This is a genomic window from Agromyces sp. NPDC056965 (assembly GCF_042673425.1).
GTDB lineage: Bacteria > Actinomycetota > Actinomycetes > Actinomycetales > Microbacteriaceae > Agromyces.
The window spans coordinates 1-20144 of sequence record NZ_JBHURI010000077.1 but is presented as its reverse complement, the minus strand read 5'-3'; the positions used below and the strand labels follow the sequence as shown (position 1 = coordinate 20144).

The window sequence follows — 20144 nt, the reverse complement described above, 5'->3', positions numbered from 1 at the left end:
GCCCCGGGGCATCCGCTCGCTTCGTTCGTTCGTGCCGTTCCGGCTAGAGCGTCGTCGCAGTCCGCACGAGCTCGGCCTGCTCGGTGGCGTGCCGCTTCGCGGAACCGGTGGCGGGGGAGGCCGCCGCCGTTCGTGCCACGACGCGCACCGGCCGGTCGCCGAGCTTGTTCGTCTCGATGATGAAGTACGGCCACGCGCCCTGGTTCTCGGGCTCGTCCTGAGCCCACATCAGCTCGGCGTTGGGGTACGACTCCGCGACGGCCTTCAGCTCGCCGGCGGGCAGGGGGTACAGCTGCTCGAGGCGCACGAGCGCGACCTCGGTGTTCTGCTGCTTCTCGAGCTCGGCCAGCAGGTCGTAGTAGATCTTGCCCGAGACGAACACGACCCGCTTGACGGCGGCCTTGTCGGTGATGCGGGCGTCGTCGATGACCGGCTCGAAGCGGCCGCTCGTGAAGTCGGCGACCTCGCTCGTGGCACCGCGCAGGCGCAGCATCGCCTTCGGGGTGAAGACCACCAGGGGGCGCCGCGGCCGTGCGTAGGCCTGACGACGCAGGAGGTGGAAGTACGACGCGGGCGTCGACGGGCGCGCCACCGTCATGTTGTTCTCGGCGCAGAGCTGCAGGTACCGCTCGATGCGGGCGCTCGAGTGGTCGGGGCCCTGGCCCTCGTAGCCGTGCGGGAGCAGGAGCACGACGCTCGAGCGCTGGCCCCACTTCTGCTCGGCCGAGGAGATGAACTCGTCGATGATGGTCTGCGCGCCGTTCGCGAAGTCGCCGAACTGCGCCTCCCACATGACGAGGGCATCGGCCCGCTCGACCGAGTAGCCGTACTCGAAACCCATGGCCGCGTACTCGGAGAGCAGCGAGTCGTAGATCCAGAACCGTGCCTGGTTCTCGGAGAGGTTCTGCAGCGGCAGCCATTCCTGGCCGTTGACCCGGTCGTGCAGCACGGCGTGGCGCTGCACGAACGTGCCGCGACGGGCGTCCTGACCGGCGAAGCGCACCGGGGTGCCTTCGAGGAGCAGGGAGCCGAGGGCGAGCAGCTCGCCGAAGCCCCAGTCGACCTTGCCGTTGCGGCTCATGTCGAGTCGCTTCGTCAGGAGCTGCTGGATCTTCGGGTGCACCGTGAAGCCCGAGGGCTTGTTGTTGAACGCGTCGCCGATGGCGTGCACGACCTCGGTGGAGACGCCCGTGGTCTCGAGTTCGCCCGAGACGGGCTCCGCCGGCGCCGTCGACTCGGTCGCGCCGATGATCGGGATCGCCCCGGTCTGCGCGGCGTGCGTCTCGGCGAAGGCCCGCTCCAGGCGGTCCTGGAAGTCGCGGTGCGCCTCTTCGTACTCGGCCTCGGTGATGTCGCCGCGACCGACGAGGGCCTCGGTGTAGAGCTTGCGCACCGAGCGCTTCGCCTCGATGAGGTTGTACATCAGGGGCTGGGTCATCGAGGGGTCGTCGCCCTCGTTGTGGCCGCGTCGACGGAAGCAGACGAGGTCGATGACGACGTCGCGCTTGAACTCCTGGCGGTAGCGGAACGCGAGTTCCGCGACGCGCACGACGGCCTCGGGGTCGTCGCCGTTCACGTGGAAGATCGGCGCCTGGATGGTCTTTGCGACATCCGTCGAGTAGATCGACGAGCGGGCGTCGCCCGGCACCGTGGTGAAGCCGACCTGGTTGTTGATGTTGACGTGGATGGTGCCGCCGGTGCGGTAGCCGCGGAGCTGCGACATCTGCATCGTCTCGAGCACGACGCCCTGACCGGCCATCGCCGCGTCGCCGTGCACGAGGATCGGCAGCGTCGAGAACGTGCCGATCGGCTTCCTGTCCTGCTTGGCGCGCACGATGCCCTCGAGCACGCCGTCGACGGCCTCGAGGTGCGAGGGGTTCGCCGCGAGCGAGACGGGGATCTGGTGCCCGTCGTCGGCGGTGAAGGTGCCCTGGGTGCCGAGGTGGTACTTGACGTCGCCGGAGCCCGAGAAGCCCTTCGACTGCTGGGTGCCCTCGAACTCGCGGAACACCTGGCCGTAGGTCTTGCCGGCGATGTTCGTGAGCACGTTCAGGCGACCGCGGTGCGCCATGCCGATGGCGACCTCGTCGAGGCCCGCCTTCGCGGCGCCCTGCAGGATCTCGTCGAGCAGCGGGATGACCGACTCGCCGCCCTCGAGGCTGAAGCGCTTCTGGCCGACGTACTTCGTCTGCAGGAAGGTCTCGAACGCCTCCGCCTCGTTGAGCTTGCCGAGGATGCGCATCTGCTCGTCGTGCGTCGGCTTCTCGTAGCTGCGCTCGACCTCGTTCTGGATCCACTTGCGCTGCACCGGGTCCTGGATGTGCATGTACTCGATGCCGATCGTGCGGCAGTACGAGTCGCGGAGCACGCCGAGGATGTCGCGCAGCTGCGCGGTGCGCTTGTCGCCGAAGCCGCCCGTGACGAACTCGCGGTCGAGGTCCCAGAACGTCAGGCCGTGGCTCGCGATGTCGAGGTCGGGGTGCGATCGCTGCACGTACTCGAGCGGGTCGATGTCGGCCATCAGGTGCCCGCGCACGCGGAACGCGTTGATGAGCTCCTGCACGCGAGCGGTCTTGTCGATCGCGCTCGCGATGTCGACCGAGATGTCGGGTGCCCAGCGGATCGGCTCGTAGGGGAGGCGGAGCGCGGCGAACAGGTTCTCGTAGAAGCCGCGCTGGCCGAGGAGCAGCTCGTGCACCTTCTTCAGGAACTCGCCCGAGCCGGCGCCCTGGATGACGCGGTGGTCGTAGGTCGACGTCAGCGTGATCGTCTTGCCGATCGCGAGGTGCGCGAGCGTCTTCTCGGACGCGCCCTGGAACTCGGCGGGGTACTCGAGGGCGCCGGCGCCGATGATGCAGCCCTGGCCCTTCATGAGGCGGGGCACCGAGTGCACGGTGCCGATGCCGCCGGGGTTGGTCAGCGAGACCGTCGCACCGGCGAAGTCGTCGGCCTTCAGCTTGTTCTGGCGGGCGCGCTGCACGAGGTCTTCGTAGGCCGCGAGGTACTCGTTGAACGTCATCGTCTCGGCGCGCTTGATCGCGGGCACGAGCAGGGCGCGGGAGCCGTCGGGCTTCGGGATGTCGATCGCGATGCCGAGGCCGATGTGCGCGGGCTTGACGAGGCTCGGCTTGCCGTCGAGCTCGGCGTAGTAGACGTTCTGGCTCGGGAACTCCTTGAGCGCCTGGATGAGCGCCCAGCCGATGAGGTGGGTGAACGAGATCTTGCCACCGCGCGAACGCCGCAGGTGGTTGTTGATCACGATGCGGTTGTCGATCATGAGCTTCGCCGGGATCGTGCGGACGCTCGTGGCGGTCGGCACGGTGAGCGAGGCGTCCATGTTGGCCGCGAGCGCCTTCGGCATGCCCTTGAGGGTGACGACCTCGTCTTCCTTCGGGGCGTCGGCCACGATGGGCTGCGGGCTCGTGACCGGCACGTCGGCGGGCACGGGCTGCGTGCGCGGGGCGACCGAGGTCGTGCGCGCGGCCGGCGTCTGCCCGATGACGGGCACGGGTGCCGTCGACGGCGCCGCGGGCTCGGAAGCCGGTGCTGCGGCCGCGGGGGAGCCTGCGGGTGCCGCGGGCTCAGCGGGCGCCGCAGGTGCAGCGGGCGCCGCAGGTGCAGGGGGTGCGGCGTCGGCCGGGGGCGTCGCCACCGCGGCATCCGTCGCCGGCGCACTGTTCGATGGGTCGCCGCCCTCGGTCTTCACCTGGCGGTAGTGCTCGAGCACCGGCCACCAGGTCCTGTCGACCGATTGGGGATCGACGAGGAACTTCTCGTACATCTCGTCGACGAGCCATTCATTGGCTCCGTATTCGCCCGACGTCGTCTCGTCGGATCCCGACCCGGTCAATTGGCTCGACACAGCCTCTCGCCCACTCTCTCCATTGATGCTGGATTACCTGCTTCGCGGTCTCGCCATACGCGCGGGCATGACGAATCACCGCCTCCCAGCCTAATCCCCTGAATGGGGCCCCGAGCACGGCGCGGCGGTAGCGTGGCGACATGGAGTTCTACCGGACGACACCCAGCCACGACCTCACCTACTCGGACGTGTTCCTCGTTCCGAGTCGTTCCGCCGTCACGAGCCGTCTCGACGTCTCGCTCGCGCCCGATGACGGTTCGGGCGCCTCCATCCCGCTCGTGTCGGCGAACATGAACTCGATCACCGGGCCGCGCCTCGCGGCGACGCTCGCCCGACGGGGCGGACTCGGGGTGCTGCCGCAGGACATGCACCTGCAGGATCTCGACGAGGCGATCCGCGCGGTCAAGGCGCAGTCGCCCCGCTTCGACACGCCGCACGAGTTCAGTCCGGATGCCTCGGCCGCCGACGCCCTCGAGGTGCTGCCGCCGATCGCGGGCCACGGCATCGTGCTGCACGACTCCCGCGGCGAGTACGTCGGATGCATCCCGGCCGAGCGGCTCGCGACGGCGCTGCCCGATGCGCGGCTCGGCGACCTCGTGCACGGCGGACTCGCCTCCCTCGACGCCGACGACGTGTCGACGCCGCGCCGTGCATTCGACCTCATGGTCGAGGCGGAGCTCGAATTCGCCCCGGTGCTCGAGCACGGGCGCGTGGTCGGCACGCTCAGCCGCCGGAGCGCGCTGCGCGGCACGATCTACGAGCCGAACGTCGACGCCGACGGGCGGTTGCGGGTCGCCGCGGCGGTCGGCATCAACGGCGACGTCGCGGCGAAGGCGACGGCGCTCGCCGCCGCAGGGGTCGACATGCTCGTCATCGACACCGCGCACGGACATCAGGAGGGCATGCTCCGCGCCGTGTCGATCGTGCGCGACCTCGGCCTCGACATCCCGATCGTCGCCGGCAACATCGTGACCGCCGACGCGGTCGCCGACCTCGTCGAGGCGGGTGCCGACGTGCTGAAGGTGGGCGTCGGCCCCGGCGCGATGTGCACGACCCGCATGATGACCGCGGTCGGTCGCCCGCAGTTCTCGGCGGTGCTCGAGACGGCGGAGGCCGCGAGGGAGCTCGGCGCGACCGTGTGGGCCGACGGCGGGGTGCGCTACCCGCGCGACGTCGCGCTCGCGCTCGCCGCCGGCGCCGCCTCGGTCATGATCGGGTCCTGGTTCGCGGGCACGATCGAGGCTCCGGGCCTGCTGCGGCACGATGCATCCGGTCGCCTCTACAAGGAGAGCTGGGGCATGGCGTCGACGAAGGCGGTGCGCGAGCGGTTCGACCGTCTCTCGCCCTACGAGCTCGCCCGCAAGGAGCTGTTCGCCGAGGGCATCTCGTCGTCGGCGATCTCGCTCGATCCGCTGCGGCCCTCGATCGAGGACCTGCTCGACATGATCACCTCGGGCGTGCGGAGCTCGTTCACGTATGCCGGGGCGCGTACGCTCCAGGAGTTCCGCGACCGGGCGCTCGTCGGCATCCAGTCGGCGGCGGGATACGAGGAGGGCAAGGCGCTGCCGGTCAGTTGGTGAGCTCGATGTGACGCTCCGCTCGCTTCCGGGCGATCGCGCAGGACGCGCCGATATACTGAGGCGACAATGGACGATCCTCCCTCTGCCGCTGCCCCAGGTCATAGACCCCCGCCCGTGACTGCTCGCGGAGGTGGCGATGTCTGAGTGGATACTCCTCGGCATCGGACTCCTCCTCACGATCGGCACGGGCTTGTTCGTCGCCAGTGAGTTCGCGCTCGTCAATCTCGACCGGGCCGACCTCGAGGCGCGGCGCGCGAGGGGTGAGACGAAGCTCGCACTCACCATCTCCGCGCTGAAGATCACCTCGACGCACCTGTCGAGTGCGCAGCTCGGCATCACGCTGACCACCCTGCTCACCGGATACACGATGGAGCCGGCGATCTCGTCGCTCCTCATCGGGCCGCTGACCGCGATCGGCGTGCCCGAGGCGTTCGTGCGCCCCATCGGCACGATCACCGCGATCGTCGTGGCGACCCTGCTGTCGATGGTGATCGGCGAGCTCGTGCCGAAGAACTTCGCGCTCGCCCTCCCGCTCGCCACCGCGAAGCTCGTGATGCCGTTCCAGACGGCGTTCACGTGGGTGTTCCGGCCTGCGATCACGCTGCTCAACGGCAGCGCCAACGGCCTGCTCCGCGCCGTCGGCATCGAGCCGAAGGAGGAGCTCTCCGGCGCGCGATCGGCCGAGGAGCTGTCATCGCTCGTGCGCCGTTCGGCGAGTGCGGGCCTGCTGGAGCAGGACACTGCGACCCTGCTCGGCCGCACCCTGCGCTTCGCCGACCACGACGCGTCCGACGTCATGACCCCGCGACCTCGGGTCGCCGCCGTGCAGCGGCAGGAGCCGGCCGAGGCCGTGCTCGAGCTCGCGCGCACGACCGGCTACTCGCGCTTCCCGGTGTACGACGAGAACCTCGACGACGTGGTCGGCCTCGTGCACGTCAAGCAGGCCGTCGCGGTCCCGCGCGAGAAGCGCTCGGAGGTGCCGGCATCGGCGCTGCAGTCCGATGCGCTGCGCGTGCCCGAGACGATGAAGCTCGACACGCTCCTCGAGGAGCTCCGCGGCCGCGGCTACCAGATGGCCGTCGTCGTCGACGAGTACGGCGGCACCGCCGGTGTCGCGACGCTCGAGGACCTCGTCGAGGAGCTCGTCGGCGAGGTCGCCGACGAACACGACCGCACGCGGGCCGGCATCGTCCGTCGCGGCGACGACGTGAGCTTCCCGGGAATACTGCGACCCGACGAACTGCTCGAGCGCACCGGCATCCGCGTGCCAGAGAACGGAGACTACGAGACCGTGGCCGGATTCGTCATGGCCGAGCTCGGGCGACTGCCCGTCGTCGGCGACGAGGTGCTCATCGACGAGGGCACGCTCGTCGTGCAGCGACTCGACGGACGCCGCATCGACCGCGTGCGGTTCGTGCCGAACCCGCCGCCCGAAGCCGATGACCTCGACGGGGGACAACGATGAGCGACTGGGCCGGAATCGCCTGGCTGATCGTGCTGCTCATCGCGAACGCCTTCTTCGTCGGCGCGGAGTTCGCGGTCATCTCGGCGCGGCGATCGCAGATCGAGCCGCTCGCCGAGCAGGGCAAGCGCAGCGCCAAGACCGCACTGTGGGCGATGGAGCACGCGACGCTCATGCTCGCGACGAGCCAGCTCGGCATCACGGTGTGCTCGCTGCTGATCCTGAACGTGTCGGAGCCCGCGATCCACCACCTGCTCGAGGTGCCGCTGCACCTCACCGGCTGGTCGGCCGAGGTCGTCTCGACGATCGCGTTCATCGTGACCCTCGTGCTCGTCTCGTACCTGCACGTCGTGTTCGGCGAGATGGTGCCGAAGAACCTCTCGTTCTCGGTTCCCGACCGAGCGGTGCTGCTGCTCGCGCCGCCGCTCGTGTTCGTCGCGCGCGTCTTCAAGCCGATCATCGTCGCGTTGAATGCGACGGCGAACGGCGTGCTCCGGCTCTTCGGCGTCGAGCCGAAGAACGAGGCGACCTCGACCTACACGCTCGAGGAGGTGCAGACGATCGTGCACCAGTCGCGTCGCGAGGGCGTGCTCGACGACGCGAGCGGCACCCTGACGGCCGCCTTCGAGTTCACGACCAAGCGCGTGCAGGATGTCGCGGTGCCCCTCGAGTCGCTCGTCAGCCTGCCGCCCGGAGCGACCCCGGCCGACGTCGAACGCGCAGTGGCCCGTCGCGGGTTCTCGCGCTATCCGATCCTCGACGAGTCGGGGGAGCCCGACGGCTACGTGCACCTGAAGGACGTGATCGACCTCGACGACGACGAGTTCGACGATCCGATCCCGGCCAAGCGGGTTCGCCGCCTCGTGTCGATCTTCGCCGGCACCGACCTCGAAGACGCGCTCGCGACGATGCGCCGCCTCGGCACGCATGTCGCGAGGGCATTCGACGAGGACGGCACGACGACCGGCGTGATCTTCCTCGAGGACATCATCGAGGAACTCGTCGGAGAGGTGCAGGACGCCACCAGGCGCGGCTGATCGGCGACCTCGGAATCGCCGGCACGGCCCTCTTCGGGTCGGCGTAGACTGACGCCGACCCGAAGAACCGAGGAATCATCATGTTTGAGAAGCTCATGGCGACGGCCGTCCTCGCGGCCTCCGACACCGCACGTGCCAAGCAGTGGTGGCACGACGTGCTCGGCCGCGACCCCGTGTACGAGGACGAGGAAGGAGAGGCGCTGTTCTACGACATCGGCGGCACGGGCGTGATGGTGTACAGGAGCGACTTCGCGGGCACTGCGAAGAACACCTCGCTGAACCTCATGACCGACGACCTCGACCGCGACATGACGCAGCTGCGCACGCACGGGGTCGTATTCCACGACTACGACATGCCCGGTCTGAAGACGGTCGACGGCGTCGCCGAGATCGGCGAGGAGCGCAGCGCGTGGTTCAGCGACAGTGAGGGCAACATCTTCGCCATCGGGCAGGTGGCCCCGCAGATGATGGAGATGGCCATGAAGATGCGGGCCGCCGCGTCGGGAATGACCTGATCCGGTCACCGCTTCCGAGCCGTCTCGTCACCTCGCCGCGCCGGTAGTGGTCAGGCGGCGAGGTCGCGCAGCCACGCCTCGAGCGCTGCGGCGCCCGTGAAGACGTGGCCGTCGCCGCCGACGGCCTTCGCACCCTCGACGTTCTCGGCCTTGTTGTCGATGAAGACGAAGTCGGATGCCGCGATGCCGAGTTCGTCGATGACGAGCTCGTAGATCGCGGCGTCGGGCTTGACGAGGTGCAGCTCGCCGCTGACGAACACGCGCTCGAAGAGCGGTGCGAACGAGCCGTTGCGCAACCAGCCCGAGAAGTCCGCCCCCGCGTTCGAGAGCAGTGCCAGGCGCGTGCCTCCCGCTGCCAGGGCGTGCAGCACGCCGAGCGTGCCGGGGTCGACCGAGAGCCACCCGCGGTGGTCGAGGGCCCAGAGCTCGTGCACGTCGATTTCATTCCACTCCGCCCCGAGGTCGGCCGCGACGGCGTGCCAGTACTCGGCGATCGACGTGGTGCCCCGGTCGAGGCCCAGGCGGTGCGCCCAGTACGACGCCCAGAACGGCTCGGGGTCCGCTGTCGCACCGGCTCGTTCGACGAGGGCCGCGCGATCGGCATCGGTGGGCTCTCGCGAGATGACCTCCCCGTAGTCGAACACGACGACGCGAGGGGCGAGGCTGATCGGTGCGGGAACTGTCGGAGTCATCCACCTCAACCTATCGTTGGAGCATGGATATGTCGTGGCAGGAATGGACCGCCGTCGATGCACGGAAGTGGGTCGTCGCGCCGGTCGCCGATGACGACAAGTACTCGCGCGGCGTGCTCGGCATCGTGGCGGGTTCCCCCGACTACCCGGGCGCGGCGGTGCTCGCCGTCGAGGCCGCGCACCGTGCCGGCCTCGGCATGGTGCGCTACACCGGTCCCCGTGCCGTGCGCACCGCAGTGCTCGCACGTCGCCCCGAGACCGTCACCGCGCCCGGCCGGGTGCAGGCCTGGCTGATCGGCTCCGGCATCGACCCCGGGCGCCGCTCCTTCATGCTGCTCGGAGACCTGCAGGGTTCGCTCGCATCCGGCCTGCCGGTCGTGCTCGACGCCGGCGCGCTCGACCTCGTCGGCACGCACACGGCGCCCACGGTGATCACGCCGCACGCGCGGGAACTCGCGGCGCTGCTCGCTTCCCGCGAGATCGACACGAGCATCGCGCAGGTGCGTTCGGCGCCCGCGGAGTGGGCGCTCAGGGCAGCGACGGAACTCGGCGTCGCCGTGCTGCTGAAGGGCGCGGTGACCCACGTCTGCGACCCCGACGGCGGTCGCTACACGATCACGGCCCCGACGCACTGGCTGGCCTCGGCCGGCACCGGCGACGTGCTCGGCGGGATCCTCGGAGCGCTCGTCGCCACGCACCACGAACGGATCGCGGCGGACGCCGAAGTGCTGACGGCGCTCGCGGCGACCGCTGCGTGGGTGCACGGCGAGGCCGCGCGGCGGGCGACGGCAGCGGTCGACGGCGGACCGATCACGGCGCTCGACACCGCCGAGGCGATCCCGCCCGTCATCGGAGCCCTGCTCGCGCACTGAGCGCCTCGGCGCGTGCGCTCCTCGGCTCGGAGTACGTCAGTCGGCGAGGAACCTCGCGAGGAACTCGCGGGTGCGCTCCTCCCGAGGCGATTCGAAGAACTGCCGGGCGGGGGCGTCCTCGATGATCCGGCCGGCGTCGAGGAAGACGACCCGGTCGGCGACCTCGCGCGCGAAGGCCATCTCGTGCGTGGCCATGACGATCGTCGTGCCGCCGTCGGCGAGCGAGCGCACGAGGGCGAGCACCTCGCCGACGAGCTCGGGGTCGAGGGCACTCGTCACCTCGTCGAGCAGGAGCAGTTCGGGGCCCGTCGCGATCGCGCGCACGATCGCTGCGCGCTGCTGCTGGCCGCCCGACAGCCGGTCGGGGAACGCCCGGGCGAAGTCGGCCAGCCCGATCGACGCGAGCAGTTCGAGCCCCTGGCGCTCGGCCTCGGCGCGGCGCACGCGGTGCACGAGGCGCGAGGCGAGCGTCACGTTGTCGAGCACGCTGAGGTGCGGGAAGAGGTTGTAGTGCTGGAAGACCACGCCGATGCGCGCCCGCACGCCGTCGGCGTCGACGCGCGGGTCGCTGACGTCGCGCCCGCGGAGCAGGATCTCGCCGTCGTCGATGCGCTCGACGAGGTTGATCGTGCGGAGGAGCGTGGACTTGCCCGATCCGCTCGCGCCGACGAGCGCGACGACCTCGTGGGCCGCGACGTCGAGGTCGATGCCGTCGAGCACGAGGTGGTCGCCGAACGCACGGCGAACGCCGCGGAGCCGGAGCACCGGCTCGGCGACAGGGGCGGATGGCGCGTTCATACGATGCTCCCGACCTGCTCGCGTGCCCGCATGCGCGCCGACAGCCAGTCGGTGAGCCGGATCATCGGCCAGGCGAGCAGCACGAAGAGGAGGCCGGCCACGACGTAGGGCGTGAAGTTGAAGTAGTGCGCCGTCTCGATCTGCGCCGCCCGCACGGCGTCGACGGCCCCGAGCACCGAGATCAGGCCGACGTCCTTCTGCATGGCGACGAAGTCGTTCATGAGGGCGGGCGTCACCTTGCGGAACGCCTGCGGCAGCACGATGCGCCGCATCGTCTGCCCGTGGCTGAGGCCCAGCGATCGGGCCGCGAGGCGCTGCGACGGGTGCACCGCCTCGATGCCGGAGCGGAACACCTCGGAGACGTACGCCGAGTAGGTGAGAATGAGGGCGATGGTGCCGAGGACGGCGACGGGCACGCGGGGGAAGAAATCGAGGCCCGGCACGCCGTACCCGATCAGGTAGAGCACGATGATGAGCGGCATGCCGCGGAAGAGGTCGGTGTAGCCGGCCGCGAGCGCCCGCAGCGGGAAGTACACCGCGCCTCGCAGCGTGCGGAGCGTGGCCAGCAGCAGGCCGAAGACCACCACGCCGATGCTCGCTGCGACGAGCACCTGGATGTTCAGCCACAGGCCCTCGAGGATGCGGGGGAGCGACGCGAGCGCGACCGTCGGATCGAAGAACGTCTGCTGCACCTGGGCCCAGCCCGGCGAGCCGATGAGCGCCCACGCGAGGAGTCCGGCGAGCACGATGGTCGACAGCGCGCTCACGAGCACGGAGCGACCCGTCTGGCGCTTCCGGAACGCGCGCCGCTCGAGCTCGAGCGCGCTCGGCTGCCATGCGGTCGACGCGTCGCGGGCGTCGGTCGTGTCGGTCACGGATTCACGTTACCGGCGGTCGGCGGATGCCGCGGCATCCGTGGTTCGGAGCACGGCGTCACTCGAGGACGGGCGCGCCGCCCTCGCCACCGAGCCACGCGGCGGCGAGCTCGTCGAGCGTGCCGCGCTCGCGGAGCGCGTCGACGGCTGCCGTGACATCGGCGGTGAGCGGCGAGCCCTTGGCGAGCACGAGACCGAAGGCGTCGCCGCCGCCGGCGGTCGCCGGGAGCTGGCCGATGATCTTGCCGCCGTCGAGTTCGACGCCCGTGAGGTAGAACGCGGTCGGCAGGTCGACCACGATCGCGTCGACCGTGCCGCTCTGGAGCGCGAGCTTCGCGTCGTCGTTGGTGTTGAAGACCTGGGCGCCGGCGGTCGGGGCGATGACCTCCTCGACGGCGTCGAAGCTCGTCGTGCCGGTCTGCGCGCCCACGAGGAGGTCCTTCAGGTCGGCGATCGAGGTGGCCGCCGCCGCCGGCGAGGAGTCGACGGTGATGACGACCTGCGTGGTCTCGTAGTACGGCGACGAGAAGTCGACGTTCTGCTTGCGCTCGTCGGTGATCGAGAACTGCTGCAGGTTGACGTCGAAGTCCTTCGGCCCGGGGGCGATGGCCTGCTCGAAGGTGGAGCGCACCCAGACCACGTCGTCGGCGGAGAAGCCGAGTTCGTCGGCCACGGCGTAGGCGACCGCGGCCTCGAAGCCCTCGCCCGACTCGGGGTCGTCGTCGAGCACCCACGGGAAGTACGCCGGCTCGCCCGTCGCGATCGTGAACTTGCCCTCGGTCACGTAGTCGCCACCGCCCGAGGCATCGCCGGCGCAACCGGCGAGTGCGAGGGTCGCTGATGCCGCGACGATGATCGCGGTGAGGGAGCGTCGGGTCATGGTGGCCTCCATACGGGTGTGCCCTCCAGCATCGCGGATGCCACTGTCCGTGGAGCGGCGCGTGGCGGAATGTGACGCTCGGCTAGGCTCGTCGCCATGACGGACGGGGCGCGGCGCGAGGCATCCGCTCACCGTCTCCGCCGATTCCTCGGTTCCCGAGCGGCCCTCTGGACGGGCTTCGCCCTCGTGCACGCCGCGATCATCTGGCTGAACCTGGCCGCTCCCGGCTACCCGCTGGGCGACGTGACGGCGGTGTACCGGCACTGGGCCGAGAACGCAGCGCACGGCTGGCTGCGCATGGGCATCGATGCGCCGTGGGTGTACCCGATCCTCGCATTCGCGCCGATGACCGTGGCGCTCGCGTTCGGATCAGCCTGGTACGCGCAGACCTGGCTCGCGATCGTCACCGTGCTGAACGCGCTCGCGTTCGGCGTGCTCATCGGCCGCGCGGGGCTCTCCCGTCCACGCCGCATCGCGGCCTGGTGGTGGCTCGGCTTCCTGGCCCTGCTCGGCCCCATCGCCTTCGGTCGCATCGATGCGATCACGGTGCCGTTCGCGATCACCGGCCTGCTCTGGGCGGCCGGTCGGCCGCGGGTCGCGGCGGTGCTGCTCACGATCGGCGCGTGGATCAAGGTCTGGCCGGCGGCCCTCGTGGCCGCGCTCGTGATCGCGGTGCGACGACGGCTCGAGGTGCTCACCGTCGCGGTGTCGCTCAGTGTCGGCATCCTCGGCGTGAGCCTGCTCGCGGGCGCCGGCGAGAACGCCGTCGGCTTCGTCGCCGAGCAGGCCGGGCGTGGTCTGCAGATCGAGGCGCCGCTCGCGGTCGGCTGGCTCTGGCAGATCGTAGCCGGCTCGAAGTCGGTGCGGATCGTCTACGACCGCCAGATCCTCACCTTCCAGATCGACGGCCCGGGCGCGGATGCCGCAGCAGCACTGACCACTCCGCTCATGGCGCTCGGGGTGCTCGTCGTCGTGCTGATCGGCATTCGTGCCGTCCGCCGGGGCGCCGCGTTCGGGCGGCTGCTGCCGCCCCTCGCGCTGTCGTTCGTGGTGGTGCTCATGCTCGCGAACAAGGTCGGTTCGCCGCAGTTCGCGACGTGGCTCGCCGCGCCCGTGATCCTCGGTCTCGTGCTGCGCCCGGCGCGGTTCGCGGTGCCGGCGCTCGTGGCCGCGTCGATCGCGCTCCTGACGCACATCATCTACCCCTACTGGTACGGCTGGCTCCTCATCGCCGACCCGGCCTTCGTCTTCATGCTGACGATCAAGTCGCTCCTGCTCGTGGTGCTGCTCGTGTGGGGCATCCGCTCGCTCTGGAAGCTCGGGTCGTCTCGGTCGCAGCGGTCGCTCGTTCGCGACGTCGGTGCCGTGAGCACCACAATGGACCTCGACGACAACTGAAGGAGACGGAACATGCTGGTGGCATTCTCAGTCGCACCGAGCGGCACGGGCGGCAGCGACGGGTCGGTGCACGACGCCGTCGCCGCAGCGGTGCGCATCGTTCGGGAGTCGGGCCTGCCGAACCGCACCGACTCGATGTTCACGACGATCGAGGGGGAGTGGGACGAGGTCTTCGACGTCGTGCGCCGCGCCACCGAAGCGGTCGGCGCGTACGGCTCGCGGGTCTCGCTCGTGCTGAAGGCCGACATCCGCCCGGGGTACGTCGGCGAGCTCGAGGGCAAGCTCGAGCGGCTCGAGACGGCGATGGACGCGCTCGACGCCGACGACTGAGGCGCACCGGCGTCGGATCGCCTCGCGGGTCGCGCGCATCGAATCGATTCGATTTCTGTGCGAGAATCGATGGGTGACCCACCCCATCGACGGGCCGACGACATTGTCGCCGGCCCGTATCCGTTTCGCGCTCCTGGCGCTCGCCCTCGGCGGCTTCGCCATCGGATCGACCGAGTTCGTCGCCATGGGCCTGCTGCCGAACATCGCGCACGACCTCCTGCCCGAGCTCTACGCGCAGTCGTCGGCCGACGCCAACGCGAATGCCGGCTGGATGATCTCGGCGTACGCCCTCGGCGTCGTCGTGGGCGCACCGACGATCGCCGCGGCAGCCGCGCGCTGGCCCCGCAAGCGGCTCCTGCTCGCGCTGCTCACCGCCTTCACGCTCGGCACTATCGCCTCGGCCGTGCTGCCGACCTTCGAGCTCGTGCTCGTGGCCCGGTTCATCGCAGCGCTTCCGCACGGCGCGTACTTCGGCATCGCCTCGCTCGTCGCGGCGAGCCTCATGGGTCCCGGCAAGCGCGCGCGGGGCGTCGCACTCGTGCTCTCGGGGCTCACGATCGCGAACGTCATCGGGGTGCCCGCGATCACCTGGCTCGGCCAGATCGCCGGATGGCGCATCGCCTACCTCGCGGTTGCAGTGATCTTCGCCCTCACGTTCGTCGCGGTGCTCATCGCCGTGCCGTGGCAGGCCGGCGACCCGGGCGCGACGATGAAGCGGGAGCTGAAGGCGTTCACCCGAGCCCAGGTGTGGTTCGCCCTCGGCATCGGCGCGGTCGGCTTCGGCGGGCTCTTCGCCGTCTACAGCTACGTCGCCCCGCTCGCCACCGACGTCACGGGGCTGCCGGAGGAGTTCGTGCCCGTCGTGCTCGTCGCGATCGGCGTCGGCATGACGATCGGCAACTTCGCGGGCGGGCGGCTCGCCGACTGGAGCGTTCGCCGGGCGATGTACCTGTTCTTCGCCGTGCTCGCGGGCGCGCTCGTGCTGCTCGGCCTCACCGCATCGAACCCGATCGGCCTGCTCGCCGGCGTGCTGCTCGTCGGTGCGGCATCCGCTGCGCTCTCTCCGACCATCCAGGCGCGACTCATGGATGTCGCGCGCGACAGCCAGTCGATCGCGGCCGCGCTGAACCACTCGGCGCTGAACATCGGCAACAGCCTCGGCGCGCTGCTCGGCGGCATCGCGATCGCGGGCGGCCTCGGCTACGTCGCACCGATCTGGATCGGACTGCTGCTCACGCTCGCCGGTGCGCTCCTCGCGGTCGTCTCGTTCGCGCTCGACCGCGCACGCGTGCGTCGCGGCGTCGCGGTGCCGTATGCGACCGGCGCGATGCACGCCGTCGAGGTGTGAACCCGGCTCAGTCGGACTGCAGCAGGATGCCGTCGAGGATCGCCCGCTTGCGGAGCGCCACCTTCGTGCCGACGTCGTAGCCGGCGGCGCGGTACTTCTCGCGGATGCGCTTGAGGTAGCTCTTCGCCGTCTCTTCTGAGATGCCGAGCTGGAACGCGACGGCCTTGACGGGCTGGCCCGCGCCGTAGAGCGCCATCACGCGTCGCTCCTGCGCCGAGAGCTTCGGTGACGAACCCTCCGTGGTGAGGGCGAGCTCGAGTTCGGGGGTCAGGTAGGACTCGCCGAGCCTGGCCGCGCGGATCGCCTCGATGATCGTCTCAACGGGTTCGGACTTCACGAGGTAGCCGAGGGCGCCCGAACCGAGCGCTTCGCGCACGACGGTCGGCTCGGAGTACGTGCTCATGAGCATCGTCTGCACTCCGGCGGACTTCAGCATCGACAGCTTCAGCGAGATGGGGATGTTGTCGCGCAGGTCGAGATCGAGAAGGACGACGTCGACCGGGAACTCGGGGTGGGCGAGCAACTCGGACCACGACGGCACCGCTGCGAGGAGTTCGATGTCGGGAGCGGCGTTTCGGATCCACTCCGAGAGCGCCCCCAGCAGCATGCGGTGGTCGTCGACGATCGCCAGACGGATCGGTGGAGCGCTCTCTGCCATCAGATTCCCCTTTGACGGGCCGCCCCGCGGACGGCCGTGACTCCTGCAGAGACGTTCGGGTCGACTCGGCAGTCGATGTCGATCCGGAATGACTCTGGCCCCGCAACGACATCGTGTGTACCGACTGTATCGAGTGCATCCCACGTTGCGGGGTCGACGCGACGTTGAACGACACCGGAGACGTCGATCGAGAGTTGCACATCGGGCGATTCCGGGTCGGATGCGTTCTCGGGTTCACTGCACGAGACGTGCGCCGCGAGCTCCGCGGCACCCTTCGACTGCTCTCCGACGAGGAACCACAGGGCGAGCAGGAGCCCGTCGCGCTGGTCGGACGAGAGGACCCCGGCCAGCCCGCCGGGATCGTCGACCGTGACCCGGTTGCTGAGGTACGCCGACTCGGTGACCGCGTGCCGGAGCCAGGTGTCGTTGCGGCCCTCGATGAGTCGCACCCGGAGCCGTGCGGCGAGGTCGCCGGCGCGTTCGGCCGACTCGGCGGGGAGCGGGATCGCGATGCGTCCCGAGCCGACGTCGTCGAGCAGCGACTCCGCGTCGAAGTCGAGTTGGGCGAGCTCTTCGGAGGCGCGCATCCCGACCGCGGTGTGCGGCGTCGCGACCGTGCTCTGCACGAGGGAGAGGTCGAGCTCGCGCCGGATGAGCCGGCGGAATCCGCCGATCGCGATCACGGCGACGGCCATCGGCAGCACGGTGGTGCCGGCCACGGCGAGCCCGGTCACGGTGTAGTGCCCTGCCGTCGCGACCTGGAGGAGGGCCGAGCCCGCGATCACCGCACCGATCAGGCTCGCCACGGCCATCGGGACGCGCGTGCCGCGGATCGCGGCCACCGGCATCAGCACGGCGCCGGCCGCGGCCGCGGCGGTCGGCGTCACGCCGAGGTGCAGCAGCCCCATCGACGACGACACGTCGAGCCACACCGGCGCGATGAGCGCGATGAGCAGTACGACGTAGAGCACGTCGGGCAACGGGGTGTTCCGCGACACGAGGCGGGAGATCACGCCGATGCCGACGACCCCGGCCAGCGCGAGCCAGGCGGGCCACGGGCTCTGCCCGGGCGGGAAGAGCGGTGCCACGGTCACGGCGTGCGCCAGGTGCCCGATGATGATGAAGGCCGACGCGATCGTGATGCCGGTGGCCAGGCGGCGGCCTCCATGGCTCTCGCGCACGTCGCCGGCAGCACGCGCCGATCGGCTCGGCCGCCGGAACTGGCGCCCGAGGGTGGTGGCTGGAATCTGGCGTTCGCTCATGGCTTCGGCACCTCGAGCATGACCGTGGTGCCCGAGCCCGGTGAGGAGAAGATGCGTGCGCGGCCGCCGACGACGCTGAGCCGGCCGACGACGGATTCCGCGTAGCCGAGGCGGGCGCCGTCGACCGCAGCGGGTTCGAAGCCCGAACCGGCGTCGGTGACCATCGCCCGGACCGTGCGGTCGTCGTCGCTGACCGTGACATCCGCTTCGGAGACCCCGGAATGCCGGCGGACGTTCTCGAGGCACTCCCCGAGCGCACCGAGGAGCGCGTCGAGGGTGTCGCGAGGCAGCGCGAGCCGGCCTGCGCCATGCCAGTTCACGTCGAGGCCCATGCGGGCGAACCGCTGGCGCACCGACTCGAAGGTCACCCCGAGGCTGTCGTCGTCGGCCTCGGGGGAGAAGATCGCGGTCGAGCCGCGGTCGAGGGGCGCGCCGAGCCGCAACTGCTTGAGCAGGCGGGCGTCGTCGCCGGCCTGCTGCCGGAGTGCGCCGGCGCCGACCCCCACGCCCGAATGGGCGAGGAGGCTCAGCGTCGCGAGCACGGTGTCGTGCAGCACGCGGGCGTCTTGGCGCTGCTGCGACTCCAGCTCGCTCGCGAGCCGCTCCGCCTCGTGCGCGCGACCGACCTCGTGGATGCGGTCGGACGCCGTGGCGATCGACCGATCGAGCCAGATGCCGATCGTGGAGTTGGAGGCCCACCCCATGAGGGCGCTGATCGCGACGACCTGCATCGCGTGGCCGGTGATCGCGACGACCCCGACGGCGATGAGCACGGCCGCGACGAGGGCGAGCACGATGAAGCCGCCGTCGGCCCGGACGATGAGCGGGATCGCGACCGAAGCCGACGTCACCGACGCCGTGACGGCCATCGCGGAGGCGGCGACGGGATCGATCACGGGCGCTGCGCCGAGCACGCTGATGAACGCGACCGAGCAGGCCACCGCCGCGATCGCCGGCACGAGCGCGCCTCGAGCCGTGTGCAGGATGAGGAAGAGGACGGTGCCGGCGCTGAGGGCGGCCGCGAGCAGGAGTTCGAGACCCGACGACGCGCCCGGCACGAGGAGGCACAGGAACGACCCGACCGCGCCGCTCAGGCCCGAGATCCTAGCGAGCCTGCGGAGCAGCCGGTCACGTTCCTTGTGGATGCGCTTCATGACACCCCCTCGGCCCGTTCGGCGGCGTGGAACACACGCCGTCATTCGAAGAGTAGCGGAGTCGGCGGGTGCTGGGGAGGCCGGGATCCGGCGGATCCTCAGCTCGAGAGCAGCTCGCCGATCGCCGCGGCGATCGCGTCGTCCTCGATGAGGAAGGCGTCGTGACCGTACTCGGATGCGACGACCACCGGCGCGGCGCCGTGGATGCTCGCACGCAGCCCGGCCGCGATCTCGGCCTGGCCGGCGAGCGGGAAGTAGCGGTCGCTGTCGATGCCGAGCACGAGGCTGCGGGCTTCGACCCGCGCGAGCGCCGCGGCGACCCCGCCGCGGCCGCGCGCGATGTCATGCGAGTTCATCGCCTGCGTGAGCACGATGTAGCTGTTGGCGTCGAATCGGCGCGTGAACTTGTTCCCGTGGAAGTCGAGGTAGGACTCGACGGCGAAGCGGCCGTCGCCGCCGAGCGGATCGAGGTCGGACTGCCAGCTGCGCGCGAATCGCTGGTTGAGCTCGCTCGCGGTGCGGTAGTTGAGCATCGCCATGCGCCGGGCGAGCGCGAGCCCGCGGGTCGGCCCGTCGCCATCGGGTGCGTCGTAGAACTCGCCGCCGCGGAACGCGGGGTCGGTGCGGATGGCCTCGATCTGCACCGAGTTCAGCGCGATCTGGTCGGCCGACGTCGCGGCGGGGGCGGCGAGCACCGCGATGCGCTCGACCGCGTCGGGGGCCATGATCGCCCACTCGAGCACGTGCATGGCGCCCATCGAGCCGCCGACGACGGCGGCGAATCGCTCGATGCCGAGTTCGCGGGCGAACGCGATCTGCGCGCGCACCTGGTCGCGGATCGTGAGGAAGGGGAAGCGGACGCCCCACTCGGCGCGGTCGGCCGCGAGGGAGGCCGGGCCGGTCGAGCCCTGGCAGCCGCCCAGCACGTTCGGCGCCACGACGAACCAGCGGTCGGTGTCGATCGCGAGCCCGGGGCCGACGATGCCGGGCCACCAGCCGGCGCTCGGGTGCGCAGCGCCGGCCGGGCCGATCACGTGGCTGTCGCCCGTCAGCGCGTGCAGCACGAGGATCGCATTGTCGCGCCGGGGCGAGAGCGTGCCCCATTGCTCGTAGGCGATGCGCACCGAGGGCAGCACACGGCCGGACTCGAGGGCGACGTCGCCGATGCTCGCGAACCGGCGGTCGCCGACGGCGTCGCCCTCGCGCCAGGCGCCCGTTGCGGGGGCGCGGCCGGCGAGCGACGCGGCACGCGCCTCGGTGACGATGCTCGCGGGCACCGCATCGGCCGTCGTCTGCCAGTCCATGCTTCGATTCTTCCCGAGGCAGGCGGCCTGTCGTGCATTGTTACGCCGGTCTCGGCCGGCGCAACGCGACGAGCACGCGAAACGGCGGATGCCGCGGGCCCCTGCAGGTCCGCGGCA

Annotated in this window: 17 protein-coding genes; 8 read left to right on the top strand and 9 right to left on the bottom strand. The window is 70.6% G+C overall.

Features of this window, described 5'->3' with window-relative positions:
• Nucleotides 1-43: 43 nt before the first annotated feature.
• Nucleotides 44-3862 carry a multifunctional oxoglutarate decarboxylase/oxoglutarate dehydrogenase thiamine pyrophosphate-binding subunit/dihydrolipoyllysine-residue succinyltransferase subunit gene (locus tag ACFTQE_RS16510; RefSeq protein WP_376926091.1) on the bottom strand — a complete coding sequence of 1273 codons (3819 nt, stop codon included), beginning with the start codon at nt 3860-3862 and terminating at the stop codon, nt 44-46.
• Between the two features lie 140 nt (nt 3863-4002).
• Here ACFTQE_RS16510 and ACFTQE_RS16505 point away from each other — a divergent pair, with 140 nt between their 5' ends.
• The 4 genes from ACFTQE_RS16505 (at nt 4003) to ACFTQE_RS16490 (ending at nt 8456) form a co-directional block, all read left to right on the top strand.
• Nucleotides 4003-5442: a GuaB1 family IMP dehydrogenase-related protein gene (locus tag ACFTQE_RS16505; protein ID WP_376926090.1), complete on the top strand. Its 1440-nt coding sequence runs from the start codon at nt 4003-4005 to the stop codon at nt 5440-5442.
• A 136-nt stretch (nt 5443-5578) separates the two neighbouring features.
• On the top strand, nt 5579-6907 hold the full coding sequence (locus ACFTQE_RS16500) for a hemolysin family protein (protein ID WP_376926089.1): 1329 nt from the start codon (nt 5579-5581) through the stop codon (nt 6905-6907).
• Nucleotides 6904-7941, top strand: a complete 1038-nt coding sequence (locus ACFTQE_RS16495) for a hemolysin family protein (protein WP_376926088.1) — start codon at nt 6904-6906, stop codon at nt 7939-7941. Before ACFTQE_RS16500 ends, ACFTQE_RS16495 begins: the two co-directional genes overlap by 4 nt.
• An 80-nt stretch (nt 7942-8021) precedes the next feature.
• The gene (locus ACFTQE_RS16490) at nt 8022-8456 is read left to right on the top strand and encodes a VOC family protein (RefSeq protein WP_375837203.1); all 435 of its coding nucleotides are present in this window, start codon (nt 8022-8024) and stop codon (nt 8454-8456) included.
• A gap of 50 nt (nt 8457-8506) precedes the next feature.
• On the opposite strand, the gene ACFTQE_RS16485 is transcribed toward ACFTQE_RS16490, so the two are convergent.
• The gene (locus tag ACFTQE_RS16485) at nt 8507-9148 is read right to left on the bottom strand and encodes an HAD family hydrolase (protein WP_376926087.1); all 642 of its coding nucleotides are present in this window, start codon (nt 9146-9148) and stop codon (nt 8507-8509) included.
• 23 nt (nt 9149-9171) lie between these two features.
• Between ACFTQE_RS16485 and ACFTQE_RS16480 the strand changes: the two genes are divergently transcribed.
• Nucleotides 9172-10020, top strand: coding sequence for an NAD(P)H-hydrate dehydratase (locus tag ACFTQE_RS16480; RefSeq protein WP_376926086.1), 849 nt, complete (start codon nt 9172-9174; stop codon nt 10018-10020).
• A 36-nt stretch (nt 10021-10056) separates the two neighbouring features.
• On the opposite strand, the gene ACFTQE_RS16475 is transcribed toward ACFTQE_RS16480, so the two are convergent.
• From ACFTQE_RS16475 to ACFTQE_RS16465, 3 genes are read right to left on the bottom strand one after another with little or no spacing between them, the layout of a single operon-like run.
• On the bottom strand, nt 10057-10818 hold the full coding sequence (locus ACFTQE_RS16475; RefSeq protein WP_376926085.1) for an amino acid ABC transporter ATP-binding protein: 762 nt from the start codon (nt 10816-10818) through the stop codon (nt 10057-10059).
• Entirely contained in the window at nt 10815-11693 is an 879-nt protein-coding gene (locus ACFTQE_RS16470; RefSeq protein ID WP_376926084.1) for an amino acid ABC transporter permease, read from the bottom strand. Before ACFTQE_RS16470 ends, ACFTQE_RS16475 begins: the two co-directional genes overlap by 4 nt.
• A 58-nt stretch (nt 11694-11751) precedes the next feature.
• Nucleotides 11752-12573, bottom strand: a complete 822-nt coding sequence (locus ACFTQE_RS16465) for an ABC transporter substrate-binding protein (RefSeq protein WP_376926083.1) — start codon at nt 12571-12573, stop codon at nt 11752-11754.
• 96 nt (nt 12574-12669) lie between these two features.
• Here ACFTQE_RS16465 and ACFTQE_RS16460 point away from each other — a divergent pair, with 96 nt between their 5' ends.
• From ACFTQE_RS16460 to ACFTQE_RS16450, 3 genes are all read left to right on the top strand, one after another.
• Nucleotides 12670-13971, top strand: coding sequence for a hypothetical protein (locus ACFTQE_RS16460; RefSeq protein ID WP_376926082.1), 1302 nt, complete (start codon nt 12670-12672; stop codon nt 13969-13971).
• Nucleotides 13972-13983: 12 nt separating this feature from the next.
• Complete coding sequence (locus tag ACFTQE_RS16455) at nt 13984-14301, top strand: MTH1187 family thiamine-binding protein (RefSeq protein ID WP_376926081.1); 318 nt, start codon at nt 13984-13986, stop codon at nt 14299-14301.
• 73 nt (nt 14302-14374) lie between these two features.
• Nucleotides 14375-15649, top strand: coding sequence for an MFS transporter (locus ACFTQE_RS16450; protein ID WP_376926080.1), 1275 nt, complete (start codon nt 14375-14377; stop codon nt 15647-15649).
• Nucleotides 15650-15656: 7 nt separating this feature from the next.
• On the opposite strand, the gene ACFTQE_RS16445 is transcribed toward ACFTQE_RS16450, so the two are convergent.
• The 4 genes from ACFTQE_RS16445 to ACFTQE_RS16430 all read right to left on the bottom strand — a co-directional run bounded on the left by ACFTQE_RS16445 (nt 15657) and on the right by ACFTQE_RS16430 (nt 20027).
• Entirely contained in the window at nt 15657-16307 is a 651-nt protein-coding gene (locus ACFTQE_RS16445; RefSeq protein ID WP_375837193.1) for a response regulator, read from the bottom strand.
• On the bottom strand, nt 16307-17569 hold the full coding sequence (locus ACFTQE_RS16440) for a hypothetical protein (protein ID WP_376926079.1): 1263 nt from the start codon (nt 17567-17569) through the stop codon (nt 16307-16309). The genes ACFTQE_RS16445 and ACFTQE_RS16440 overlap by 1 nt, the downstream gene beginning before the upstream one ends.
• Entirely contained in the window at nt 17566-18723 is a 1158-nt protein-coding gene (locus ACFTQE_RS16435) for a sensor histidine kinase (RefSeq protein WP_376926078.1), read from the bottom strand. Before ACFTQE_RS16435 ends, ACFTQE_RS16440 begins: the two co-directional genes overlap by 4 nt.
• Before the next feature lie 98 nt (nt 18724-18821).
• Nucleotides 18822-20027 carry a homoserine O-acetyltransferase gene (locus ACFTQE_RS16430; RefSeq protein WP_376926077.1) on the bottom strand — a complete coding sequence of 402 codons (1206 nt, stop codon included), beginning with the start codon at nt 20025-20027 and terminating at the stop codon, nt 18822-18824.
• Between the last annotated feature and the right edge of the window lie 117 nt (nt 20028-20144).

Bases quoted from the DNA above. Each gene is read 5' to 3' on its own strand.
- ACFTQE_RS16435 (WP_376926078.1), bottom strand. From the start codon at position 18,723: ATGAAGCGCATCCACAAGGAACGTGACCGGCTGCTCCGCAGGCTCGCT.
- ACFTQE_RS16455 (WP_376926081.1), top strand. From the start codon at position 13,984: ATGCTGGTGGCATTCTCAGTCGCACCGAGCGGCACGGGCGGCAGCGAC.
- ACFTQE_RS16505 (WP_376926090.1), top strand. From the start codon at position 4,003: ATGGAGTTCTACCGGACGACACCCAGCCACGACCTCACCTACTCGGAC.
- ACFTQE_RS16495 (WP_376926088.1), top strand. From the start codon at position 6,904: ATGAGCGACTGGGCCGGAATCGCCTGGCTGATCGTGCTGCTCATCGCG.
- ACFTQE_RS16465 (WP_376926083.1), bottom strand. From the start codon at position 12,573: ATGACCCGACGCTCCCTCACCGCGATCATCGTCGCGGCATCAGCGACC.
- ACFTQE_RS16490 (WP_375837203.1), top strand. From the start codon at position 8,022: ATGTTTGAGAAGCTCATGGCGACGGCCGTCCTCGCGGCCTCCGACACC.
- ACFTQE_RS16430 (WP_376926077.1), bottom strand. From the start codon at position 20,027: ATGGACTGGCAGACGACGGCCGATGCGGTGCCCGCGAGCATCGTCACC.
- ACFTQE_RS16500 (WP_376926089.1), top strand. From the start codon at position 5,579: ATGTCTGAGTGGATACTCCTCGGCATCGGACTCCTCCTCACGATCGGC.
- ACFTQE_RS16485 (WP_376926087.1), bottom strand. From the start codon at position 9,148: ATGACTCCGACAGTTCCCGCACCGATCAGCCTCGCCCCTCGCGTCGTC.
- ACFTQE_RS16475 (WP_376926085.1), bottom strand. From the start codon at position 10,818: ATGAACGCGCCATCCGCCCCTGTCGCCGAGCCGGTGCTCCGGCTCCGC.
- ACFTQE_RS16480 (WP_376926086.1), top strand. From the start codon at position 9,172: ATGGATATGTCGTGGCAGGAATGGACCGCCGTCGATGCACGGAAGTGG.
- ACFTQE_RS16445 (WP_375837193.1), bottom strand. From the start codon at position 16,307: ATGGCAGAGAGCGCTCCACCGATCCGTCTGGCGATCGTCGACGACCAC.
- ACFTQE_RS16440 (WP_376926079.1), bottom strand. From the start codon at position 17,569: ATGAGCGAACGCCAGATTCCAGCCACCACCCTCGGGCGCCAGTTCCGG.
- ACFTQE_RS16460 (WP_376926082.1), top strand. From the start codon at position 12,670: ATGACGGACGGGGCGCGGCGCGAGGCATCCGCTCACCGTCTCCGCCGA.